Source organism: Tateyamaria sp. ANG-S1 (genome assembly GCF_000814025.1).
In the GTDB taxonomy this organism is placed as follows: Bacteria; Pseudomonadota; Alphaproteobacteria; order Rhodobacterales; family Rhodobacteraceae; genus Tateyamaria.
Window position 1 is genome coordinate 789,078 of record NZ_JWLL01000005.1, and the last position, 17,024, is coordinate 806,101.

Annotated in this window: 14 protein-coding genes and 1 tRNA gene; 7 read left to right on the forward strand and 8 right to left on the reverse strand. The window is 57.6% G+C overall.

All coding sequences use genetic code 11. The annotated features are described in order from the left end of the window. The first annotated feature begins 1 nt into the window (after position 1). The gene (locus RA29_RS11165) at positions 2-2,287 is read left to right on the forward strand and encodes a glycosyl hydrolase family 28-related protein (protein WP_039685769.1); all 2,286 of its coding nucleotides are present in this window, start codon (positions 2-4) and stop codon (positions 2,285-2,287) included. Between the two features lie 10 nt (positions 2,288-2,297). Here the strand turns inward: RA29_RS11165 and RA29_RS11170 are convergent, their stop codons facing one another. Then, positions 2,298-2,930 carry a hypothetical protein gene (locus RA29_RS11170; RefSeq protein ID WP_039685771.1) on the reverse strand — a complete coding sequence of 211 codons (633 nt, stop codon included), beginning with the start codon at positions 2,928-2,930 and terminating at the stop codon, positions 2,298-2,300. 241 nt (positions 2,931-3,171) lie between these two features. Between RA29_RS11170 and RA29_RS11175 the strand changes: the two genes are divergently transcribed. Further along, complete coding sequence (locus tag RA29_RS11175; RefSeq protein WP_039685772.1) at positions 3,172-3,468, forward strand: zf-TFIIB domain-containing protein; 297 nt, start codon at positions 3,172-3,174, stop codon at positions 3,466-3,468. 14 nt (positions 3,469-3,482) lie between these two features. On the opposite strand, the gene RA29_RS11180 is transcribed toward RA29_RS11175, so the two are convergent. The 3 genes from RA29_RS11180 to RA29_RS11190 form a co-directional block, all read right to left on the reverse strand. Further along, the gene (locus tag RA29_RS11180) at positions 3,483-3,902 is read right to left on the reverse strand and encodes a hypothetical protein (protein WP_039685775.1); all 420 of its coding nucleotides are present in this window, start codon (positions 3,900-3,902) and stop codon (positions 3,483-3,485) included. Positions 3,903-3,993: 91 nt separating this feature from the next. Further along, positions 3,994-6,201, reverse strand: a complete 2,208-nt coding sequence (gene uvrB / locus RA29_RS11185) for an excinuclease ABC subunit UvrB (protein ID WP_039685777.1) — start codon at positions 6,199-6,201, stop codon at positions 3,994-3,996. Positions 6,202-6,255: 54 nt separating this feature from the next. Then, positions 6,256-7,410 carry an adenylate/guanylate cyclase domain-containing protein gene (locus RA29_RS11190; protein WP_039685779.1) on the reverse strand — a complete coding sequence of 385 codons (1,155 nt, stop codon included), beginning with the start codon at positions 7,408-7,410 and terminating at the stop codon, positions 6,256-6,258. Between the two features lie 98 nt (positions 7,411-7,508). On the opposite strand from RA29_RS11190, the gene RA29_RS11195 reads away from it, so the two are divergent. From RA29_RS11195 to RA29_RS11205, 3 genes are all read left to right on the forward strand, one after another. Then, positions 7,509-7,820, forward strand: coding sequence for an ETC complex I subunit (locus tag RA29_RS11195; RefSeq protein WP_039685781.1), 312 nt, complete (start codon positions 7,509-7,511; stop codon positions 7,818-7,820). Then, positions 7,808-8,272 carry a GNAT family N-acetyltransferase gene (locus tag RA29_RS11200; RefSeq protein ID WP_039685783.1) on the forward strand — a complete coding sequence of 155 codons (465 nt, stop codon included), beginning with the start codon at positions 7,808-7,810 and terminating at the stop codon, positions 8,270-8,272. Before RA29_RS11195 ends, RA29_RS11200 begins: the two co-directional genes overlap by 13 nt. Positions 8,273-8,314: 42 nt before the next feature. Continuing rightward, positions 8,315-8,391 (forward strand) — tRNA-Arg (locus RA29_RS11205). 244 nt (positions 8,392-8,635) lie between these two features. On the opposite strand, the gene RA29_RS22415 is transcribed toward RA29_RS11205, so the two are convergent. From RA29_RS22415 to RA29_RS11215, 4 genes are all read right to left on the reverse strand, one after another. Continuing rightward, the gene (locus tag RA29_RS22415) at positions 8,636-8,980 is read right to left on the reverse strand and encodes an amidase family protein (RefSeq protein ID WP_082029505.1); all 345 of its coding nucleotides are present in this window, start codon (positions 8,978-8,980) and stop codon (positions 8,636-8,638) included. Between the two features lie 198 nt (positions 8,981-9,178). Further along, positions 9,179-10,306 carry an MFS transporter gene (locus tag RA29_RS11210; RefSeq protein WP_039685785.1) on the reverse strand — a complete coding sequence of 376 codons (1,128 nt, stop codon included), beginning with the start codon at positions 10,304-10,306 and terminating at the stop codon, positions 9,179-9,181. Between the two features lie 399 nt (positions 10,307-10,705). Next, the gene (locus tag RA29_RS22850) at positions 10,706-11,308 is read right to left on the reverse strand and encodes a hypothetical protein (RefSeq protein WP_152612989.1); all 603 of its coding nucleotides are present in this window, start codon (positions 11,306-11,308) and stop codon (positions 10,706-10,708) included. Positions 11,309-12,037: 729 nt separating this feature from the next. Beyond that, entirely contained in the window at positions 12,038-12,841 is an 804-nt protein-coding gene (locus RA29_RS11215) for a GNAT family N-acetyltransferase (protein WP_039685787.1), read from the reverse strand. 992 nt (positions 12,842-13,833) lie between these two features. Here RA29_RS11215 and RA29_RS22855 point away from each other — a divergent pair. Beyond that, on the forward strand, positions 13,834-15,267 hold the full coding sequence (locus RA29_RS22855; RefSeq protein ID WP_152612990.1) for a hypothetical protein: 1,434 nt from the start codon (positions 13,834-13,836) through the stop codon (positions 15,265-15,267). Between the two features lie 563 nt (positions 15,268-15,830). Beyond that, positions 15,831-16,133: a LysR substrate-binding domain-containing protein gene (locus RA29_RS11230; protein WP_039685792.1), complete on the forward strand. Its 303-nt coding sequence runs from the start codon at positions 15,831-15,833 to the stop codon at positions 16,131-16,133. Positions 16,134-17,024 lie beyond the last annotated feature (891 nt).

Genomic DNA, 17,024 nt, shown 5'->3' on the forward strand with positions numbered 1-17,024 from the left:
GATGAACAAGGCAATTACTGATGGCGTCCTGCTGATGCCGCCCGCCTTTGCGGATGGTTTGAATGTCTGGTCGAGCGGCGATGGCACGCCGGGCTCGAACACGTATCAAAACGCGGCCAACGCCGCCTTTGTCCCGGCGGATCAGGATTTTGGCGGTTGCCTGGAATTGCAGAAGACATCCAACACCACGCGCGTCCGCTACATGGGTGAGACGCCGCTGCTGCCCGGTTGCTATCTGCGGGTAACGGCACGCATCAAGGTCATCAGCGGCAGCCTGCCGTCTGTGCGGATCGCCGGCTATGCGGCGCGCGGCAACAGGCAACCTGTGTCGGGTGTGGACACAACAGCTGACAGCGTTGCCCTGACGACCTATGGCGATGTTGTCGAGGTGTCGGCCATTGTGGGGGCTGGTAACCGGTCGGGCGTGGATCTGGTGTGGGGGTCGGATGCGGTCTACGGCCATTTTGGTTTGGATCTGACCGGGCCCAATGGTGGCGTGGTCCGCATTGATGACATCGTGATCGAAGATATCACATCGGTCTTTTTGCGGGATCTGCTGGCCGTTGTTGACGTGCGTGATTTCGGTGCTGTGGGGGATGGTGCCACCGACGACAGCGATGCGTTTGACGCGGCCAATGCCGCCGCCAACGGACGTACCATACTGGTCCCCGAAGGTGTGTTCCGCCTTGAGAAAGACGTGGCATTCGAGGAGCAGGTGAAGTTCGAGGGCACGCTGAGCATGCCCGCGGACAAGATGCTGCTTTTGCGTAAAAGCTACGATCTGCCCACCTATATCGAGGCGTTCGGTGACGAGGTACTGGCGTTCAAGAAAGCGTTTCAGGCGCTGCTTAACAGTTCGGACCACGAAAGCCTGGATCTGGGCGGACGGCGCATTGCAGTGTTCGAGCCGATCGACATGCGGGCGGCTGTGCCCAACCGCGATCAATTCAACACGCGCCGCGTGATCCGGAATGGCCAGTTCGAGGCGCTGGGCGACAATTGGAGCACGCAGACGGTGACCAGTCAGGCCACCTATTCATCGTCGAACGGGCGGACGCTGACCAACGTGACGAACATCGCGAACGTGCCTGTGGGCGCGCATGTGACCGGCAATGGCGTGGGTCGCGAGATTTACGTGCGAAGCAAGAACGTTGGTGCAGGCACAATCGAGTTGAATGCGCCGCCTTTTGACGCTGACGGGACGCAGAACTACACCTTCCGCCGGTTCGACTATCTGATTGATTTCAGCAGCTTTTCGAAGCTGTCGAAGTTCAACATGTCCAATATCGAGTTCCAGTGTAACAACAAGTGTTCCGGCATCATGCTGGCCCCAGCAGGCCCGACATTTGAGTTGCAGGAGAGCTTTATCAGCCGTCCGAAAGATCGTGGCATCACGTCCATTGGGGGCGGGTGCCAGGGTATCCTGATTGACCGTTGCCAGTTCCTGTCTGCGGAAGAGGCCGAAGATGTCGCTGACCGGACGTCCATCGGGTTCAACGTCAACTCCAACGACGCCAAGATCCGGGATTGTCGCGCCACCCAGTTCCGCCACTTCATGCTGCTGGCCGGGCAGAACCATCTGATCAAGGGCAATCACTTTTTCCAGGGTGACGGGGTGCCGGATGGTTTCCGGACGGCCGGGATCGTCCTGCAGGACAACTATACGGCCAGCGTTGTCACGGGGAACTACATCGACAACTGTTTTGTCGAGTGGACGAACGAGCGGGATCCCACGCCGGGCTTCACGGGGGGCTTTTCCTTCAGCTCGTTCAGTTTGACTGACAACGTGTTCCTGTCGGGTGATGTGGCGCCGTGGTTCAGCTATCTGGTCGTCAAGCCGAACGGGGCCGGACATTTCCTGAACGGTGTGACTGTCACGGGCAATCGCTTCCGTTCCATCAACGGGAGTATTGACCGGGCCGAACGTGTGGATACCAGCTTTGCCGATCTGGATTACAACCGGAACCGGTCGGTCTGGTACAAGGGCAACTCGTATCACAATGTGAGCGAGCATGCGGAAAACCCGTTGGTGGTCGAGCATACTCAGGGCACGAATGCGCGGACGTGGACCATTGGCACGGACAACAAGCTGCCCTTTGAAGGGTTCTGTCAATTCGTCGATTCCGTCGTGCTGACCGGTGACTTGCGCAACAATTCGAACCAGCGCCGCTATGAGGCACCCGTGGGCCGCGGGCGGATTGGTTCGAATGACGATCAGTTCTCGCTTGAGTTCAGTGAGGACATGCGCGGGTCCATAAGGGCGACCGTGCGGATGGACAAGGATTGATCCGCACCCGCTAGAACGACCGCCACATCCCAAGTTTGAGGGCAAGGATACCATCCTTGTCCTCAATCCCGACAACGAAGCTGGGAGCCGTGGGTCGCGGCTGCCAGACCACGGATGGGGCAAGTGTTGTGGTTGTGTTCCCGTCCGTGTCGCTGACAAAGACCTGCATCATCACTTTGAACCTGTCGGTGACGCTGAGCCCGACTGTGGTGTCGAGCTTTCGTGTATCAGAGCCGTCATGGAGTGCCCATTCGACCGATCCGTCGATGGCGATCCAGCCGTATTTATTCCATGCCTTTATCCCGCGCCCGTAGCTGAGCGCTGTGTGCAGGAGAGGTTCGTATGTCTCTGCGAATGTGCTTCCGAGGCCGATCTCATAGGCGATCTTGAATTCGTGCCTTTCGATGGGAATGGGTTTGCGCAGGAACACGAAGCCGCTTCCGTTTGGGACTTGGCCGTAGACCATGCTTGCGTCGACCTTGGCGCCGATGGTCAGTTTTGGCCGTAACCCGTATTCGAGATAGATCGTGCCACCGAACCTTTCCGTTTCGTCGTAAAAGCCGCTAAAGGACAGAAACCCCTTGCGGTGTTCCTGCATCCAGGCACCGGCGCCTGCTGGCAGGGCAGCGACGATCCAGAGCATGACAAGTGGCGCGGCCAGGCGGTGAATTGCGGCATCTCCCCGGATGACAAAACATCCCTGAGCGTGGCCTGAACGTGGTTAACAAATGATTATCCGCGCACCTGTCAGCGCTTCGCGGGTCCGTTCGGATGTTTGACACCATGGAACCCATCGGGTGTTTTGCGCGGGCTTTTTTGTGCCTATGGCCCTGTGGTGGCAGCGTCCTCACCCTATATCGTCTGGGAACAACGGAGAGACGCGCATGCAATGCCCCATTGACGGAACCCCCCTTGTGATCGCTGACCGAAGCGGGGTCGAGATTGACTATTGCCCGCAATGTCGCGGTGTCTGGCTTGATCGGGGTGAGCTGGACAAGATCATCGAGCGCGCCGCAGCCTATGCGCCGCCACCCCCGCCGCCGCAGGCGGAACCGCAGATGAGCCGTGGTTATGATGATCGAGACTATGATGACCGTGGCTACGACAAGCGCGGTCACGATCCGCGCCGTCGCAAGAAAAAGGGTATGGGCGACCTGTTGGGCGACATTTTCGATTTCTGAGGGTGGTGCGTGCTTTAAGCGACCGGTGCCATGGCGCAGGCGCGGAACTTCTGAACCTCGGGTGCAGCGCCATCGAGTGAAACGGTCACGGCTGCGGTCTGTGTGAAGGCCGTGGCCGTGGTGTTGAATTCCAGCCCATCGAGGACGTTGCCGAAGCCGATGTCGGATACCGTGAGGGTTGGGCCATCAGTTTCATGCCGCGTGGTTGAGATCGTGCCGGGTCGCGGGCCATCGAAGCGGATGGAGAAGGCGGGTGCGGCGGGCCATCCGTCTGAGTTTGTTACAGCAATGGCGTAGAGACGGGTGGTGTGGTCGTAGGTGATGGTCATCTCAGCCGTGTTTTCGATGTGCGCGAGTGTGCAGATAGGGGACGGTGTGAAGTCCCAGGCGTGGGCTGGAGTGGTGAGCAGCGCGAGGGCGATAAGGTAGCGCATAATGGTCCCTTTCGTACGGGAAGGATTTAGTGCGCACCTTTTGCGGGGCCAGTATTGCGGTGCGCCGTGAAGGCACACCCTACCGGCACGGCTACTTTTTCTTCCGCCGCTTCACGTTGCCACCGCGCTGACCGGCCCGGCCTGCCGTTGAGCGACCGGATGCCTTCTGCGCGTCATCCACGGCCTTCTCCACCGCGTATTGCCGCGCCATCGGATCGTCGGCAATCGCGAGGTCCACTGTTTCCAGCCGTTTGACTTCGTCCCGCAGCCTCGCGGCTTCTTCGAACTCCAGGTTCTCCGCCGCTTTGCGCATGTCGGCGCGCAGGCCGTCGAGGACGGCTTGCAGGTTGCCGCCCGCCATGGGCGCGTCGATCTTGGCCGTGACGCGGGATTGGTCGGTGTCGCCCTGGTAGAGGCCCGCCAGCACATCCTCGACGTTCTTTTTCACGGTCTCGGGCGTGATCCCGTGTTCTTCGTTATAGGCGATCTGCTTGGCGCGGCGGCGGTTGGTTTCGGCCAGCGCGCGTTCCATCGAACCCGTGATCTTGTCGGCGTACATGATCACGCGGCCATCGGCGTTCCGCGCTGCCCGCCCGATGGTTTGGACGAGTGAGGTTTCAGACCGCAGGAACCCTTCCTTGTCCGCGTCGAGGATGGCGACGAGACCGCATTCGGGAATGTCGAGCCCCTCGCGCAGGAGGTTGATCCCGATCAGCACGTCGAAGGCGCCCAGCCGCAGGTCGCGCAGGATTTCGATCCGTTCCAGCGTGTCGATGTCGGAGTGCATGTAGCGGACGCGGATGCCCTGTTCGTGCATGTACTCCGTCAAGTCTTCGGCCATGCGCTTGGTCAGCGTGGTGCAGAGCGTGCGGTAGCCGTTGGCGGCGACTTTGCGCACCTCGTCGAGCAGGTCGTCGACCTGCATTTCGACGGGGCGAATTTCAACCTCGGGGTCCAGAAGGCCCGTGGGGCGGATGACCTGTTCGGTGAAGACGCCGCCGGTCTGTTCGATTTCCCATGCCGCTGGCGTGGCGGAGACGAAGACGGATTGGGGGCGCATGGCGTCCCATTCCTCGAACTTCAGGGGGCGGTTGTCCATGCAGGATGGAAGCCGGAAGCCGTGTTCGGCCAGGGTGAATTTGCGCCGGTAGTCGCCCTTGTACATCCCGCCGATCTGGGGGACGGAGACGTGGCTTTCGTCCGCGAAGACGATGGCGTTGTCGGGGATGAATTCGAAGAGCGTGGGGGGCGGTTCACCTGGTGCGCGGCCCGTGAGGTAGCGCGAGTAGTTTTCGATCCCGTTGCAAACGCCAGTGGCTTCGAGCATTTCGAGATCGAAGTTTGTGCGCTGTTCAAGCCGTTGGGCTTCGAGCAGCTTGCCCTCGCCCACGAGTTGGTCGAGCCGGATCTTGAGTTCCTTTTTGATGCCGATGATCGCCTGGTTCATCGTTGGCTTTGGCGTGACGTAGTGCGAGTTCGCGTAGACGCGGATATGTTCGAGCGATGCCGCTTTTTCACCGGTCAGGGGGTCGAATTCGGTGATGGATTCGAGTTCTTCGCCGAAGAAAGACAACTTCCATGCGCGGTCTTCGAGGTGGGCGGGGAAGATCTCAAGCGAGTCGCCGCGTACGCGGAAGCTGCCCCGTTGGAAGGCCTGGTCGTTGCGGCGGTATTGCTGGGCGACGAGGTCGGCCATGACCTGGCGCTGGTCGTATTCCTTGCCGACCTTGAGGTCCTGGGTCATGGCTCCATAGGTTTCGACCGACCCGATGCCGTAGATGCAGGAGACGGAGGCGACGATAATCACGTCATCCCGTTCCAGCAGTGCCCGCGTGGCCGAGTGGCGCATGCGGTCGATCTGTTCGTTGATCTGGGATTCTTTCTCGATGTACGTGTCGGAGCGGGCGACGTAGGCCTCTGGCTGGTAATAGTCGTAGTACGACACGAAGTATTCGACGGCGTTGTCGGGGAAGAACCCCTTGAACTCGCCATAGAGCTGCGCCGCGAGGGTTTTGTTGGGAGCGAGGATGATGGCGGGGCGTTGGGTTTCCTCGATCACCTTGGCCATGGTGTAGGTCTTGCCGGTGCCCGTCGCGCCCAGCAGGACCTGGTCGCGGTCGCCGTCCAGAACCCCTTGGGACAGTTCCTTGATCGCGGTGGGCTGATCGCCTGCGGGTTTGAACTCGGTGTTCATCACCAGCTCTTTGCCGCCTTCCAGTTTCAGGCGGGTGCGGACGTCCTCGGCCGGGTTGGCGAGGTAGGTGATGGGTTCGGAGGAATCGGTGTGTGCGTAGGCCATGCACGTAATCTGGCGCAAAGGGGTCGGGGCGCAAGTGGGTGCGGCGCTTTGCTGTCAGGAATTGGCAGGAGCATGCAGCGGCATTGGATCGTCCACCCCTTTGAGTGTTTCGGTGCTGACGTGTCGCGTGGGCATGCCGGTCAGGTGTGCGGCTGTGTCTGAGAGTAGGACAGGTTCGTTGAGGCGGCCGGAGAATGCCTCCACCCGGCTCGCGATGTTGACGGACTGCCCCAGCACGGTGAAATCAAGCCGCTCGCGCGCGCCGACATTGCCGTAGAGCAGCTTGCCGAAGTGGATACCCGTGCCGAAGGGGACGGGCAGGTCGGCGAGGGCCGCGATGCCGAGTGCTGCGTGGGCTGCGCTGAGGGCTTGGCGGCAGGCCTCGACCTGACCCGGCTCGCTGCCATCGGATGGGAAGAGGGCCAGCACGCCGTCGCCGGTGAATTTCAGGATCTCGCCGCCGTTGTTGTCGATGGCGTCTGACATGACCTCGAAATAGCGGTTGGCGACGTCGAGCACGTGTTCGGCCGATTGCGAGGCGTTCAGGGCAGTCCAGCCGCGGATGTCGGAAAACAGGATCGCCGCTTCGATCTGCGAGATGTCGCCGCGGGTCATCTCACCGTCGAGCACGCGCTGACCTGTGCGGGGGCCAAGGTAGCTGGTCGCGATGGTAGTGGCGAGGTGGTCGTGGCGGCGCGCCTCGACGATGGGGGCCAGCACTTCGGACAGCGTGTCGAGCAGGGTGAGGTCGTCGGCGCCGAACCCTGCGCCATCGGCCACGAAGATGATGATGCCGAAACTTCCCGTCGCAAAACGCATCGGGCGGCCGTACCAGTCCGTTGCCCCGCGCGCCTTCAGTTCGTGCAGGATCAGGTGATCATCGGCGCCCAGCGTGTCGTCGAGCCGTCGGCGGTAGGGCCCTTGGGTGGTCGAAATGATCTCCATAGGGCTGCCGATATAGGTGGCGCGAGTTTCGATCCCATGGGGCGCACGCAGCTGTTCCTTGTCTTCGGCGTCGTTGCCGCCCGGATCCCATATGTGGCTGACCGCCGCGATCAGCGGATGCGTGGTGCGCATCCCGATGCGCAGCCGCATCAGAGGGATACCTGCCGCCCGCAATCGCGGTCCCAGTTCGTCCGTCAGAGCTTGTAGCCCTTTGAGGCGCCCCGTGGTCAGGATCCAGTCGATGAAAAGGGCGGCGTTGTGCATGATTTGTATATGATCCTCTTAATATCTGAGACAATTCGCATCTTGCAGCGGCGGGCGGAATTCCCGATATGTTTGTCAGCCAGCTCAGGAGCCATGGAATGCGCGCACGTATCTATCAGCCTGCCAAGACGGCCATGTCTTCGGGCACCGCCAAGACCAAGCATTGGGTGCTGGAATTTGCCCCTGCCTCGGCCCGGTCGGTGGATCCGCTGATGGGGTGGACGTCTTCGTCGGACACGCAGGCGCAGGTGAAGATGTCATTCGACACCAAGGACGCCGCGCTGGACTATGCCAAGGAGCATGGCATCGATGCGCAGGTGCAAGAGCCCAACAAGCGCAAGGCCAACATCCGGCCCGGCGGCTATGGCGAGAACTTTGCCACCAATCGGCGCGGGGCATGGACGCACTAAGCGTTACCCCCGACACACCGGCCACGCCGGATGTGCAGGCGCTTCTGGCGCGGCACTTTGAGCTTATGCGGTCGCAGTCGCCAGCCGAAAGCTGCCATGTAATGGAGCCTGAAACCCTGCTTGAGACGGCTGCGACGCTATATGCTGCGCGCGATGGCGATACAGTTTTAGGCGTGGGCGCGTTGACCGCGATTGCCTCCGGTCATGGTGAATTGAAGTCGATGCACACCGCCGCCGAAGCGCGTGGGCGCGGTGTAGCGCGGGCCATCCTTGCCGCCCTTCTCGACGCAGCGCGTGCGCAGGGGATGGAGCGCGTCAGCCTTGAGACGGGATCGGCTGAGGTGTTCGCCCCGGCCCGTGCCCTTTATGCCGCGCACGGGTTCGAGGAGTGTCCGCCCTTTGGCGACTACGTGCTGGATCCGCTGAGCGTTTTCATGACCCGCATGCTCTGAGTGCTTGCTCTGCGTGGCGCACTGCGGCATGACAGGCGCAGCGGTCCCTTAGCTCAACTGGATAGAGCAGCTGACTTCTAATCAGCAGGTTGAGGGTTCGAGTCCTTCAGGGATCGCCATAAAATCAATGACTGGTGATCGAAACGCAGGTCTGGATTTTACGAAGAAAGTCCGTTTTTGGCTGAGAACGTTTCGGTCGCTTGTTCAGCCGCCTTCCAAAGGATGTGCAATGAGTGGCTGATTTATTGTAATTATATGATTTATAATCATAAGTTTTCTTTGTTTGCTGAGGCCACTCATCCCGCCTGCACCAGATCGGAGAGATAGCCGGACGGTGTTGACTCGCTGTGGAGAGCGTGTTCGCTAAAAGTTCTCAAGGTTCCGGAACCTTCCATGACCAACAGCCCTGCCGCCAAGCCAGTGCCAAACCGTCTTCAGGTCGGCAGCCGAACGCGCTGTCAGCCCGATACGGGCAAAGTGATCCAGCCGTTGTGTACCGCGTAAAAGGCCATCATTGGGCCAAAACCCTTCGGTGGGGGTGTAAGAGGTAACGCCACACCAAGCAGCTGGTATTCGGAGAGACCCACTCAGGTCTGCGCCAACATCAAGCAGGCTCATCCCGCTTGCAACCGCAGCCGCACCACCGCCCGTACTGCCACCGGTGGTGAACGCCAGATCATGTGGATTGCGGGTTCGGTGAAGCTGCACTGCGGCGTTGAACTAGCCGATCAATGTCTCCTTCGGGCCGTCCTCGATAGGGGGAGCCTTGTCGAAACCGGAGCATCCCGCAATCGATCTAACTGTGGCAGAGAGCCCATTTCTACCGATGCTGCACCGCTCATGAATGGCCGTTAACTGAGAACTTGTTGTTCAACGAGGCAGGACCATCATAGCCAACCACTTAAGTCATCGCCTACGTCTCAGGACAATTACGGCGCCAATCAAGCTAATGATGGCAACCGGAATAAAGGTTGTTCCTGGAAAAGATGAAACGAGCGCACCCGTTACAATCGGGCCTATGACCCCGCCAATTGCGTAGGCCAGCGAAAACGTCGCTGCGCCAGCGGTCAAAGCAGGGCCTTTGTGATCCTGGCCTAAGATTGCCAGCGCCGACGTGTAAATCCCAAGGAAGGCTGCTCCGCCAAGGGCGCCCAGTCCCCAAAGGGAAGGGCTATCGATTGAAACAAAGGTTAGCGACAGGAATACGAGCCCCGTTGCTGCCAGACAGCCGGTAGCGACATACCAGCGATCCACGCGATCCAGAACAACGCCAAGAATAGGTTGTGCCACGATCATGCCAAGATGCATGACCGCAAGAAAAGTGGCCGCCAATGCCGCAGTCGCCCCGACTTCAGTGAGATGCACCGGAGAAAGGGAGAGCACGGACGCATCAATGAATCCGAAAGCCACCACAAGAAACACCAGCATGGGCGCAGCACGGGCAAATCGGGGCAGATCGGATAACTGGGGCTTCTCTGGCTCCACCTTCGCGCGTCTGGACATCATTGCCAGTCCGAAGGCAACACATGAGACAAGCACGGCGCAGGCTGCAAACGCCAACTCGCTTTCAATGCCAAAAAGAGGAATGGCGAGCGGCCCGATCACAAAGCCAACAGCCATGCCTGCACTGTATACGCCCGAGACACGACCGCGCACTGCATCGGCCGTTGCTGCATTCAACCATGCCTCTCCAAAGACGTAGATCGCGTTGACACAGAAGCCCAAGGCAAAGCGTAACATGAACCATGCGATCAGGTTATCCGTCGCCGCAAATCCGCCAAGCGACATCGCAGCGCCGAGCAAACCTGCAACGATGACCTGGCCCGCCCGTAGGTGTCGCGTCAGCCTTGGCACAACCAATACCGAAACCCCCAAACCCAGCATGAAGGCTGCAGCGTTCAAGCCAATAGTGGTGTCCGACACATCCCGCGCTGCCAACAGCAGAGAGATCAACGGATAGGTCAGCCCCTGCGCAATAGCAAAGACGGTAATGCCAATCGTGACAGTACCCACCGACCACCAGTCGGTATTCATTATTGGCTGATGTTCTGACTGCGCGGCGCTCATTTTTTGAGAGTTTCACTGGGTTTCGGGATTTAGCAAGAAAATCGAAGTGCCTTCCGGCCGTCGACAACGGCTTTCATGCGTCCACCTTGACAGCAGACATCGCGGCAAGCGCAACGAATTCATACTTTATCCGCGAACTGTGAGTTGGCCAGACGCCAGATTTTGCCCATGCTGCGAATGTCGGCTGTGCGGGCTGCTACAGCGGCATAGTGAGCATCAGTCAGATGTCGGCTCTGGCCGTCCATTGCAGGCTGTGCGAATGATCAAGTTCCGGTTGTCGCAGAGCGGCGAAAGAACCGAAGGAGCCCAACATTGCAGAATTGCTGCAGCATGTCGAATGACTGGTTTGCCGACGACCATCTTGGCTTAAGTGCTTTTTCTGGCTTCTCTTCCAATTGACAAAATAGCTTCTAGAACGACTGAGATTCCTATACCGATTAGTGTCGAGAACAGTATCAGAAGAAGCTCTTGCTGCCTTCGTAGTTCTAAAGATGTGACTTGGAACCTCATGGGCCAGACACTTTTGCCTTCTAAAGTCTCAAGTTCCATAGCTTCTGTCGCGATTGTTGGGTGTACCGTGAAAGCTCGTCCGTATCGTAAATGGCCATGGTTCTCGACGATGTTTGGAAAGATGGTGGCTTCTAACTGAAGATCGGGCCGAAACTGCATTTCCACATCGATGGTGGTCGTTTCATTAGATGCTTCAAGAACTGTCGCGACACTCAAAACGTATTCACTATGTGAAATGCGATAACCAACCCTTCCATCTTGATTTGCACTTGACCGGGGGCGGGTTTTGTAACCAAAGATCGCGCCAACTCCAATCCGCTTGGCTTCATCAATTCCGCTAAGGTGATTGAACTCTAGTTGCCGCGGCGAGCTGAGATATTCTGAAAAGCAACCTCTAAATTGCCCGTCTTTAACGAATTTTGGACAATGAAAGGCATCTATGCCGCTAAGGACTTGCAACTTGATAGACTCACAATGCCCACTATTATGCTCGACAAAAACTTCAGTGTTGAATGTCCCTCTGTAAACTCCTGCCTCGAAAAGAACATCTAGGTTTGTGTTTTCTTAACAATCAGTTGTGATCTTAAGCTGCGGTATTTTCGGACCTAGGGTGTAGTTTGGTCGAGCTCCGGTTAGGAGTTGCAGAACCCCAATGATACCTCCAGTCGTTAGGAGGGAGCCAATGCATAAAGCGGCAATCAAAAAACGTAATCCCCTAGCTGATGCCATCGACGCCTCTTCGTTTGAGTCAATCATCTCTATACAAAGACTAAGTTGCTAAACGAAAGGATATAAGGGCATTCCTTTGGCGAAAGCCGAGAAAAAACGAAACCGTAGGCTCATTTTCTCACCCTAGTTGGACATCCGGTAGCTAGGTCTCGGACTGAACCTTTTCCGCAGCTCGGGTAGCGCTAAAACCGCTTACTCTTGAAACAGAAAAAATCGGTTTGTGACACCAAACTTCTTCAAAGCCGACATCAGAGCAACCGCAGCGAAAGCTCAATTTGTCCGCACAGCGGTCACGGGAGGTCGCAGAATGAATGGCCGGTTGAGTGCCGGAAGGAGCCGTCGGGTCACGGCGCAGCGGATGCTTGTGGAGAGCTCAAATTGACTGATGCTGTACAGGTGAGAAATGTCTGATCGCGACCCTTACAAGAACTTGATGGACATTGTGTAATCATTGGGCGCTCAGAGGCCTGGGATTCGTAGCCAAGTGCCCCCTAGGGGGCGGATTTGCGCGCCGCTGCCGATCTTGAACCGGGCCAGCCCCGGGGCGTTGTCCGTAGCCACGGCCCCCAGATCGAGCCGTATCACGCCTCTTGCGCGGAAGATATCGGCCGCTTTCTTCAAAAGCGCGTAATGGGCGTTGGTCTCGCGGCCCTGGGCACTGCTCCACCCCAGGTGATAGGTCGCGACCTGTCCGTGCTGCAGGAACAGCATGGCAGCGAGGGTTTCCTCTTTGCGGCGGGCGGTGAACACGCGAACGTTGTCTGGGTGGAGCACGGCATAGGCGTGGATGATGCTTTGGGGGAGGGCGCGGTATTTCTTGCGGCGCTGTTGCTCCCGATCTTCCGCCAGCAGCCATGCGTGGTGCGCCACATTGAAGCGGGTGTGGTCCAGGGCGAGCTTGGACTTCTCCGATTTGCGCCAGGCATTACGCCATTTTCCATGAGCCCGGACCATCCAGTCGATCTCTCGAAGGCTGAGCTCGGCCACATGGGCTGGTGTCATGAGCTGGCGGAACCCGGCGCGGGCATAGATATCGCTGGGCTGCTCTGCGTTGATGATCCGCAGCGGGGAGCGGCGGAGCGCGCTGGGGTTCTCTCGCTCCCAGATCGGCCCGCGCGGGGCGAAGGCGACCCCGAAGCGCTTGATGACCTGAGTGGGTGCGGCCCCGTCGATATGGACCCGCCGAACATCCGTGCCCAGTTTTTTGAGGGCAGCCCCGAAGTCCGGGTGCTGTTGCAGAGGCAATTGTCGGGCGTGTTCCATGGGGTCATTAAGCCTTTGGAAACCTAAAGTATGGTTAACCGAAGGTATGAAGCACAGCCGTTCCAAACCCGTCGCGGGCGTCTCCGCCCCTGCGGTGCGCCCCACCCCGTTGGGGGCCGCGCTCCTGGCAGCCGCGATTGCTCTGCCAGCAGGTCTTCTTCTACAACTGATCGACCTGCTATTGTTCTAGGGTCTGGTCGTGGGTGACTATTAAACCCTAAGAACCCAGAGTCTTCTTGCAGAGGCTCTGCGCGCATTTTGTACACAAAGGACTGGATGGTGTTCAGTTCTGGCTGAGATATCTCGAAGTAATCGCTGACATAGTGCTTCGGGATGATGAGAGCATCGCCCTCGGTTACAGGAAACGCATCTAGTAAAGCGAGTGCGAGTCTGTTCTCCTTTAATGTCCGATCCGTGGGTAGCCCAAAAAATGCAATCCTCTTCTCAATACCCATAGAGCTCTCCGGTACTGCGAAAGTAGGCATCGTCCGCTGAATTCCCATTCGTGGACGTCGCGGTTCTGCTCTCGCATCGAATGACCGGTAAGCGGGCTGCTACCGCAGCACTCTGTTCCAAATTTGAGTGACTGGTATGGGCCGCATCCTCGTCGACGCGATCCGAACTTGGGCTCAGGATGCTGCGGCTGCTCCAACGGCTGCGAAGAGCCAGTATTGACCTTTGCTCCGCAGCACGCATGGTCTGAACCACGGTTTTTTGACGAAACGACCAAGTTTGTCCGCACTTTGTCAAGATAGGAGGAATGCAGTTTGGCTGCATTTACTTAGTAAAGCTGCTACCGTTCTTGCTGATTGTTAAGAGACGCAGCGCAGTGATGGCGGAATTGGTAAACTGGCCCAATCCGGCAAGCGAGTTTTCGCCAATCAAAAAAAACCAGACATATGTCATCGTTGTTTGGTTCGTTTCCCTTAAGGTTGGTTTCATGACGATTTAATTTAGATCAGGCGTCCGGGTGAAACCTGAGAGGCCTTTTTATGGAGAAATTTATGACAGTCACAATCGACTTAGAAGATGCGCCTTACAGTGTTACCCGGCATCCCACGCCCAAGGATGCACGCGAAGGGAGCGATTATACAGACCAAGTAAGGGACGCAATAAACGATTGTATAGCAGGAGGTGGCGGCGACGTGATCTTTCCAGGCTGGGTGCGCGTGTCTGGTCCGATCCTTGTAGGAGACAGAGTTCGTTTGCACTGCCCGGCAGGTAAGGACAAAGGCGGTCTAGCACTTAAAATCTCCGACTGGAGCTCAGAGCCCTACGTTCTGCGGCTTGGAAATGGAGGAGAAAGTCAAGCTGGTGCAGCCCTAGGTTCATTTGGTTTTGACTTCGAACAAACAGCCACCACACGCGCGTCTCTAAAACAATACCCCGAAGCAATTAACATTGATGGTCAAACGTTTTGTACAATTGAAAATGTTCGCGTCGCCAAGGGTTGGAACGGACTTCATGGTTTGGGCAACTTCGGTGGACTTCGTATTGGAAACCTAGAGGTAGGTTGCTTCAATGAAAACATCGTTCTAGGTGACCGGAGCCCGGGCCCAGAAGACTACAAAGATGGCGCGCGGGATTTCGTGTTCGCAAACAGCATCCACGTATGGCCGTTCGGCATGACGAACGAGCAACAGGCCATTATGTCTGGAGGACAGACATATGCTGCACGCTTTGGGCGTATGGACAACTTTATGTGCGATAAATTCGGCACCTTCGAATGCCGCATCGAATTTAAAAGCTCAGCAAGCGACTCCCGCCTTCCCTGGCAATTTGCCAATCTGGCCTTGGATGGGAACCATGCGACGCTTTTGCAAAGCAATGGATCTCTTCAAATCGCAAATCTCTACACAACGAAAAAACCCAACTACAGTGGTGCTCCTGACTTCCGGATGATTGGGGGCAACGCTCAGTTAGGATCGGTGAAGGGGAGCACCCCGAGGGATGGTGCATTCTTGATCGAAGGGAGTGCGCGTGTCGGTATTGGGGACTTCCACGTACGCGCTCTTAACGGCGGGCGTCGCGCGCTTGTTGTTCGTGGCACAGCAAAGGCGGTTATTGGCGCTCTGCGTCCTGAATATCAAGGAACTCGAGCAAACTCATACGCATGTCAAGAAGGCTCGGGCCACATGTATATCTGCGATGTTGCGCCAGTCGACGATACTAGCCCTTCACATGAATACGTAGAGTTCAAATCTGACCAAGGTGGAAACTTCATTGATACCCGACTAGTGGAAGTCAAATTTGACGATGCTTGGCTGAATGGTTTTTACGGCGAACGAAACAAGCCTGTCCTGAGGGGAACTGTTCAAACACAAGGTTGGGTCACTGCCACAAGCGATGCTGCTGCGGGGGCTGCAGGTGTTCCTATCCGGGGCCTTTATATTAACGGTAATCAGGTCAGAGTTCGAATGTCTTGAGAAATTGTCCCCCATCCTTGTGGTGGAGGCTTACCAATCCAAAGGAAATTAAGGCAGTAGAGGCTAGCTGGCTGCTATTTGAGCTCGCGCTGGAATAACCGTGCCCAGGGACTAGTCGCGGCTTGCGGTGGCGGGTTGCTGAGGCAGCCAAAATAGTGAATCATAAAATGCAAGTGTCAAAAACTTTCATTTAATCCAGGTCACCAGAATCCAGTCTTCCGTGTGCGACAGAGCAGTTTTTACCGTGGCAAGCCCGGGCATGTCGAGTGTCGCACTTAGTTTTGGACTGCCACGGCTCCGGCAAAGGTAAGGACGGTCGTCCTCGCGTTGCCCGCTTCGAACATCTCCCTTGTCCGCACTGCGAGTTCGAGCAGATCCAGATCTCGGCGGTGCAGCTAATGGCTGGTTCGACGGGCCGCACCACAGCGACAGATGGACCTGACGAATGGCCGGTATGGGCCGTCCTCAAATGTGTGCGTGACTTCCCACCAAGCTCATGATGCAGGGGCTCCGATGGCCGCGAAGAGCCCAGAGTGGAAGTCTTGGGTGTGTGCTGCACGCGCATGCAGAGCAAGTTTTGCCACGCTTGCATCACTCAAAAGGTGGTCAACCGTTTCTTCCTCGACCAGGGGCTCTCGCCGACTGCCGCTCTGACGCTCGACCAACGAGACGGGGTCTATGAGGCCGTCGCCAATGGCCTCGGCGTCGGGTTTGTTTGGCGCATCGGCGCTCGGAGAGATGAAGACGTCGTTCCGATTTCTCTGAACGGCGCGAGGACGACAAGTACGAACGTTGTGTTCGCGCCGGTTGGCCGAAAACTGCAGACCCTGGATGCCTTTTTCAGTCTTGCTAACGGAGCGCAATAGGTCTGAAAAAAGGTGATCAAGCGGCAGAATGCTTGCTGCTGAACAAGGGCGCCTCATTTGAGGTTTCAGCATCGATGGCGGAGTACCGGATAGTGTAAATTGGCGTTATTGAACTTCCGCAGCAGTGAGATGCGAAGCATTGCAACATGACTTGTGCCGCGTTGGCCATGTCATGCGCGTCAGGGACGGACGCAACCTTAAAGCTCCGCTGCTCCTGCGTATGAGTTTGCGTTAGTTCGCAAGGTGAAAGTCTAGGCTGCAGTTTACGATAGTACGGTAGTTTGAATGGCCGCTGTTGCAATCCTAGCTTTTGTACGCCGAGGACAGTGCTGCCACCGCAAAGGCATGCCGCGTCAGCGAGGTTTCAAAACCGAATGACGGCTTTGTCCGCAGTGTGTGAGTTCGACAAGTCCCAAAGTTCGCGTTTGCAGCGAATGACCGCAAAGCGGGCTGCGATCGCAGCATCTCGACCAGTTGGTGAACGGCAGGAATGGGCCGCTGCGCGACCTCGGAAAGCCGAAGGCCACTCCGCTTGGATCGCGCTGAGCCCATGTGACCTGACGGACGCCAACCACACCAGACAAACTGTTCTTGTTCGATTTGGCGAACGCTGGCGGACAGCTCAAACGCCCCATGTGTGAACGGATACTGATGGGTCGCTTTGCTGCGTGTGCCACTAGCCGGACCCCTATCAGTTAGTGAGAAACAGTGTCTCCGCCCGTTGGGGTGGACGACAAGAACAGATGTGCGGGTGGAGAAGTATCCTGACCGATCAATCAGGAGAAGCAGATACGACCCCTTCCGCGTGTTGCGATGGTTGATCGGCGGGACAACTTCGAGCACGGCGTCGCGCCAGGCGCGGGCGACGAAGAGCAAAGCTGCATCGCTGCC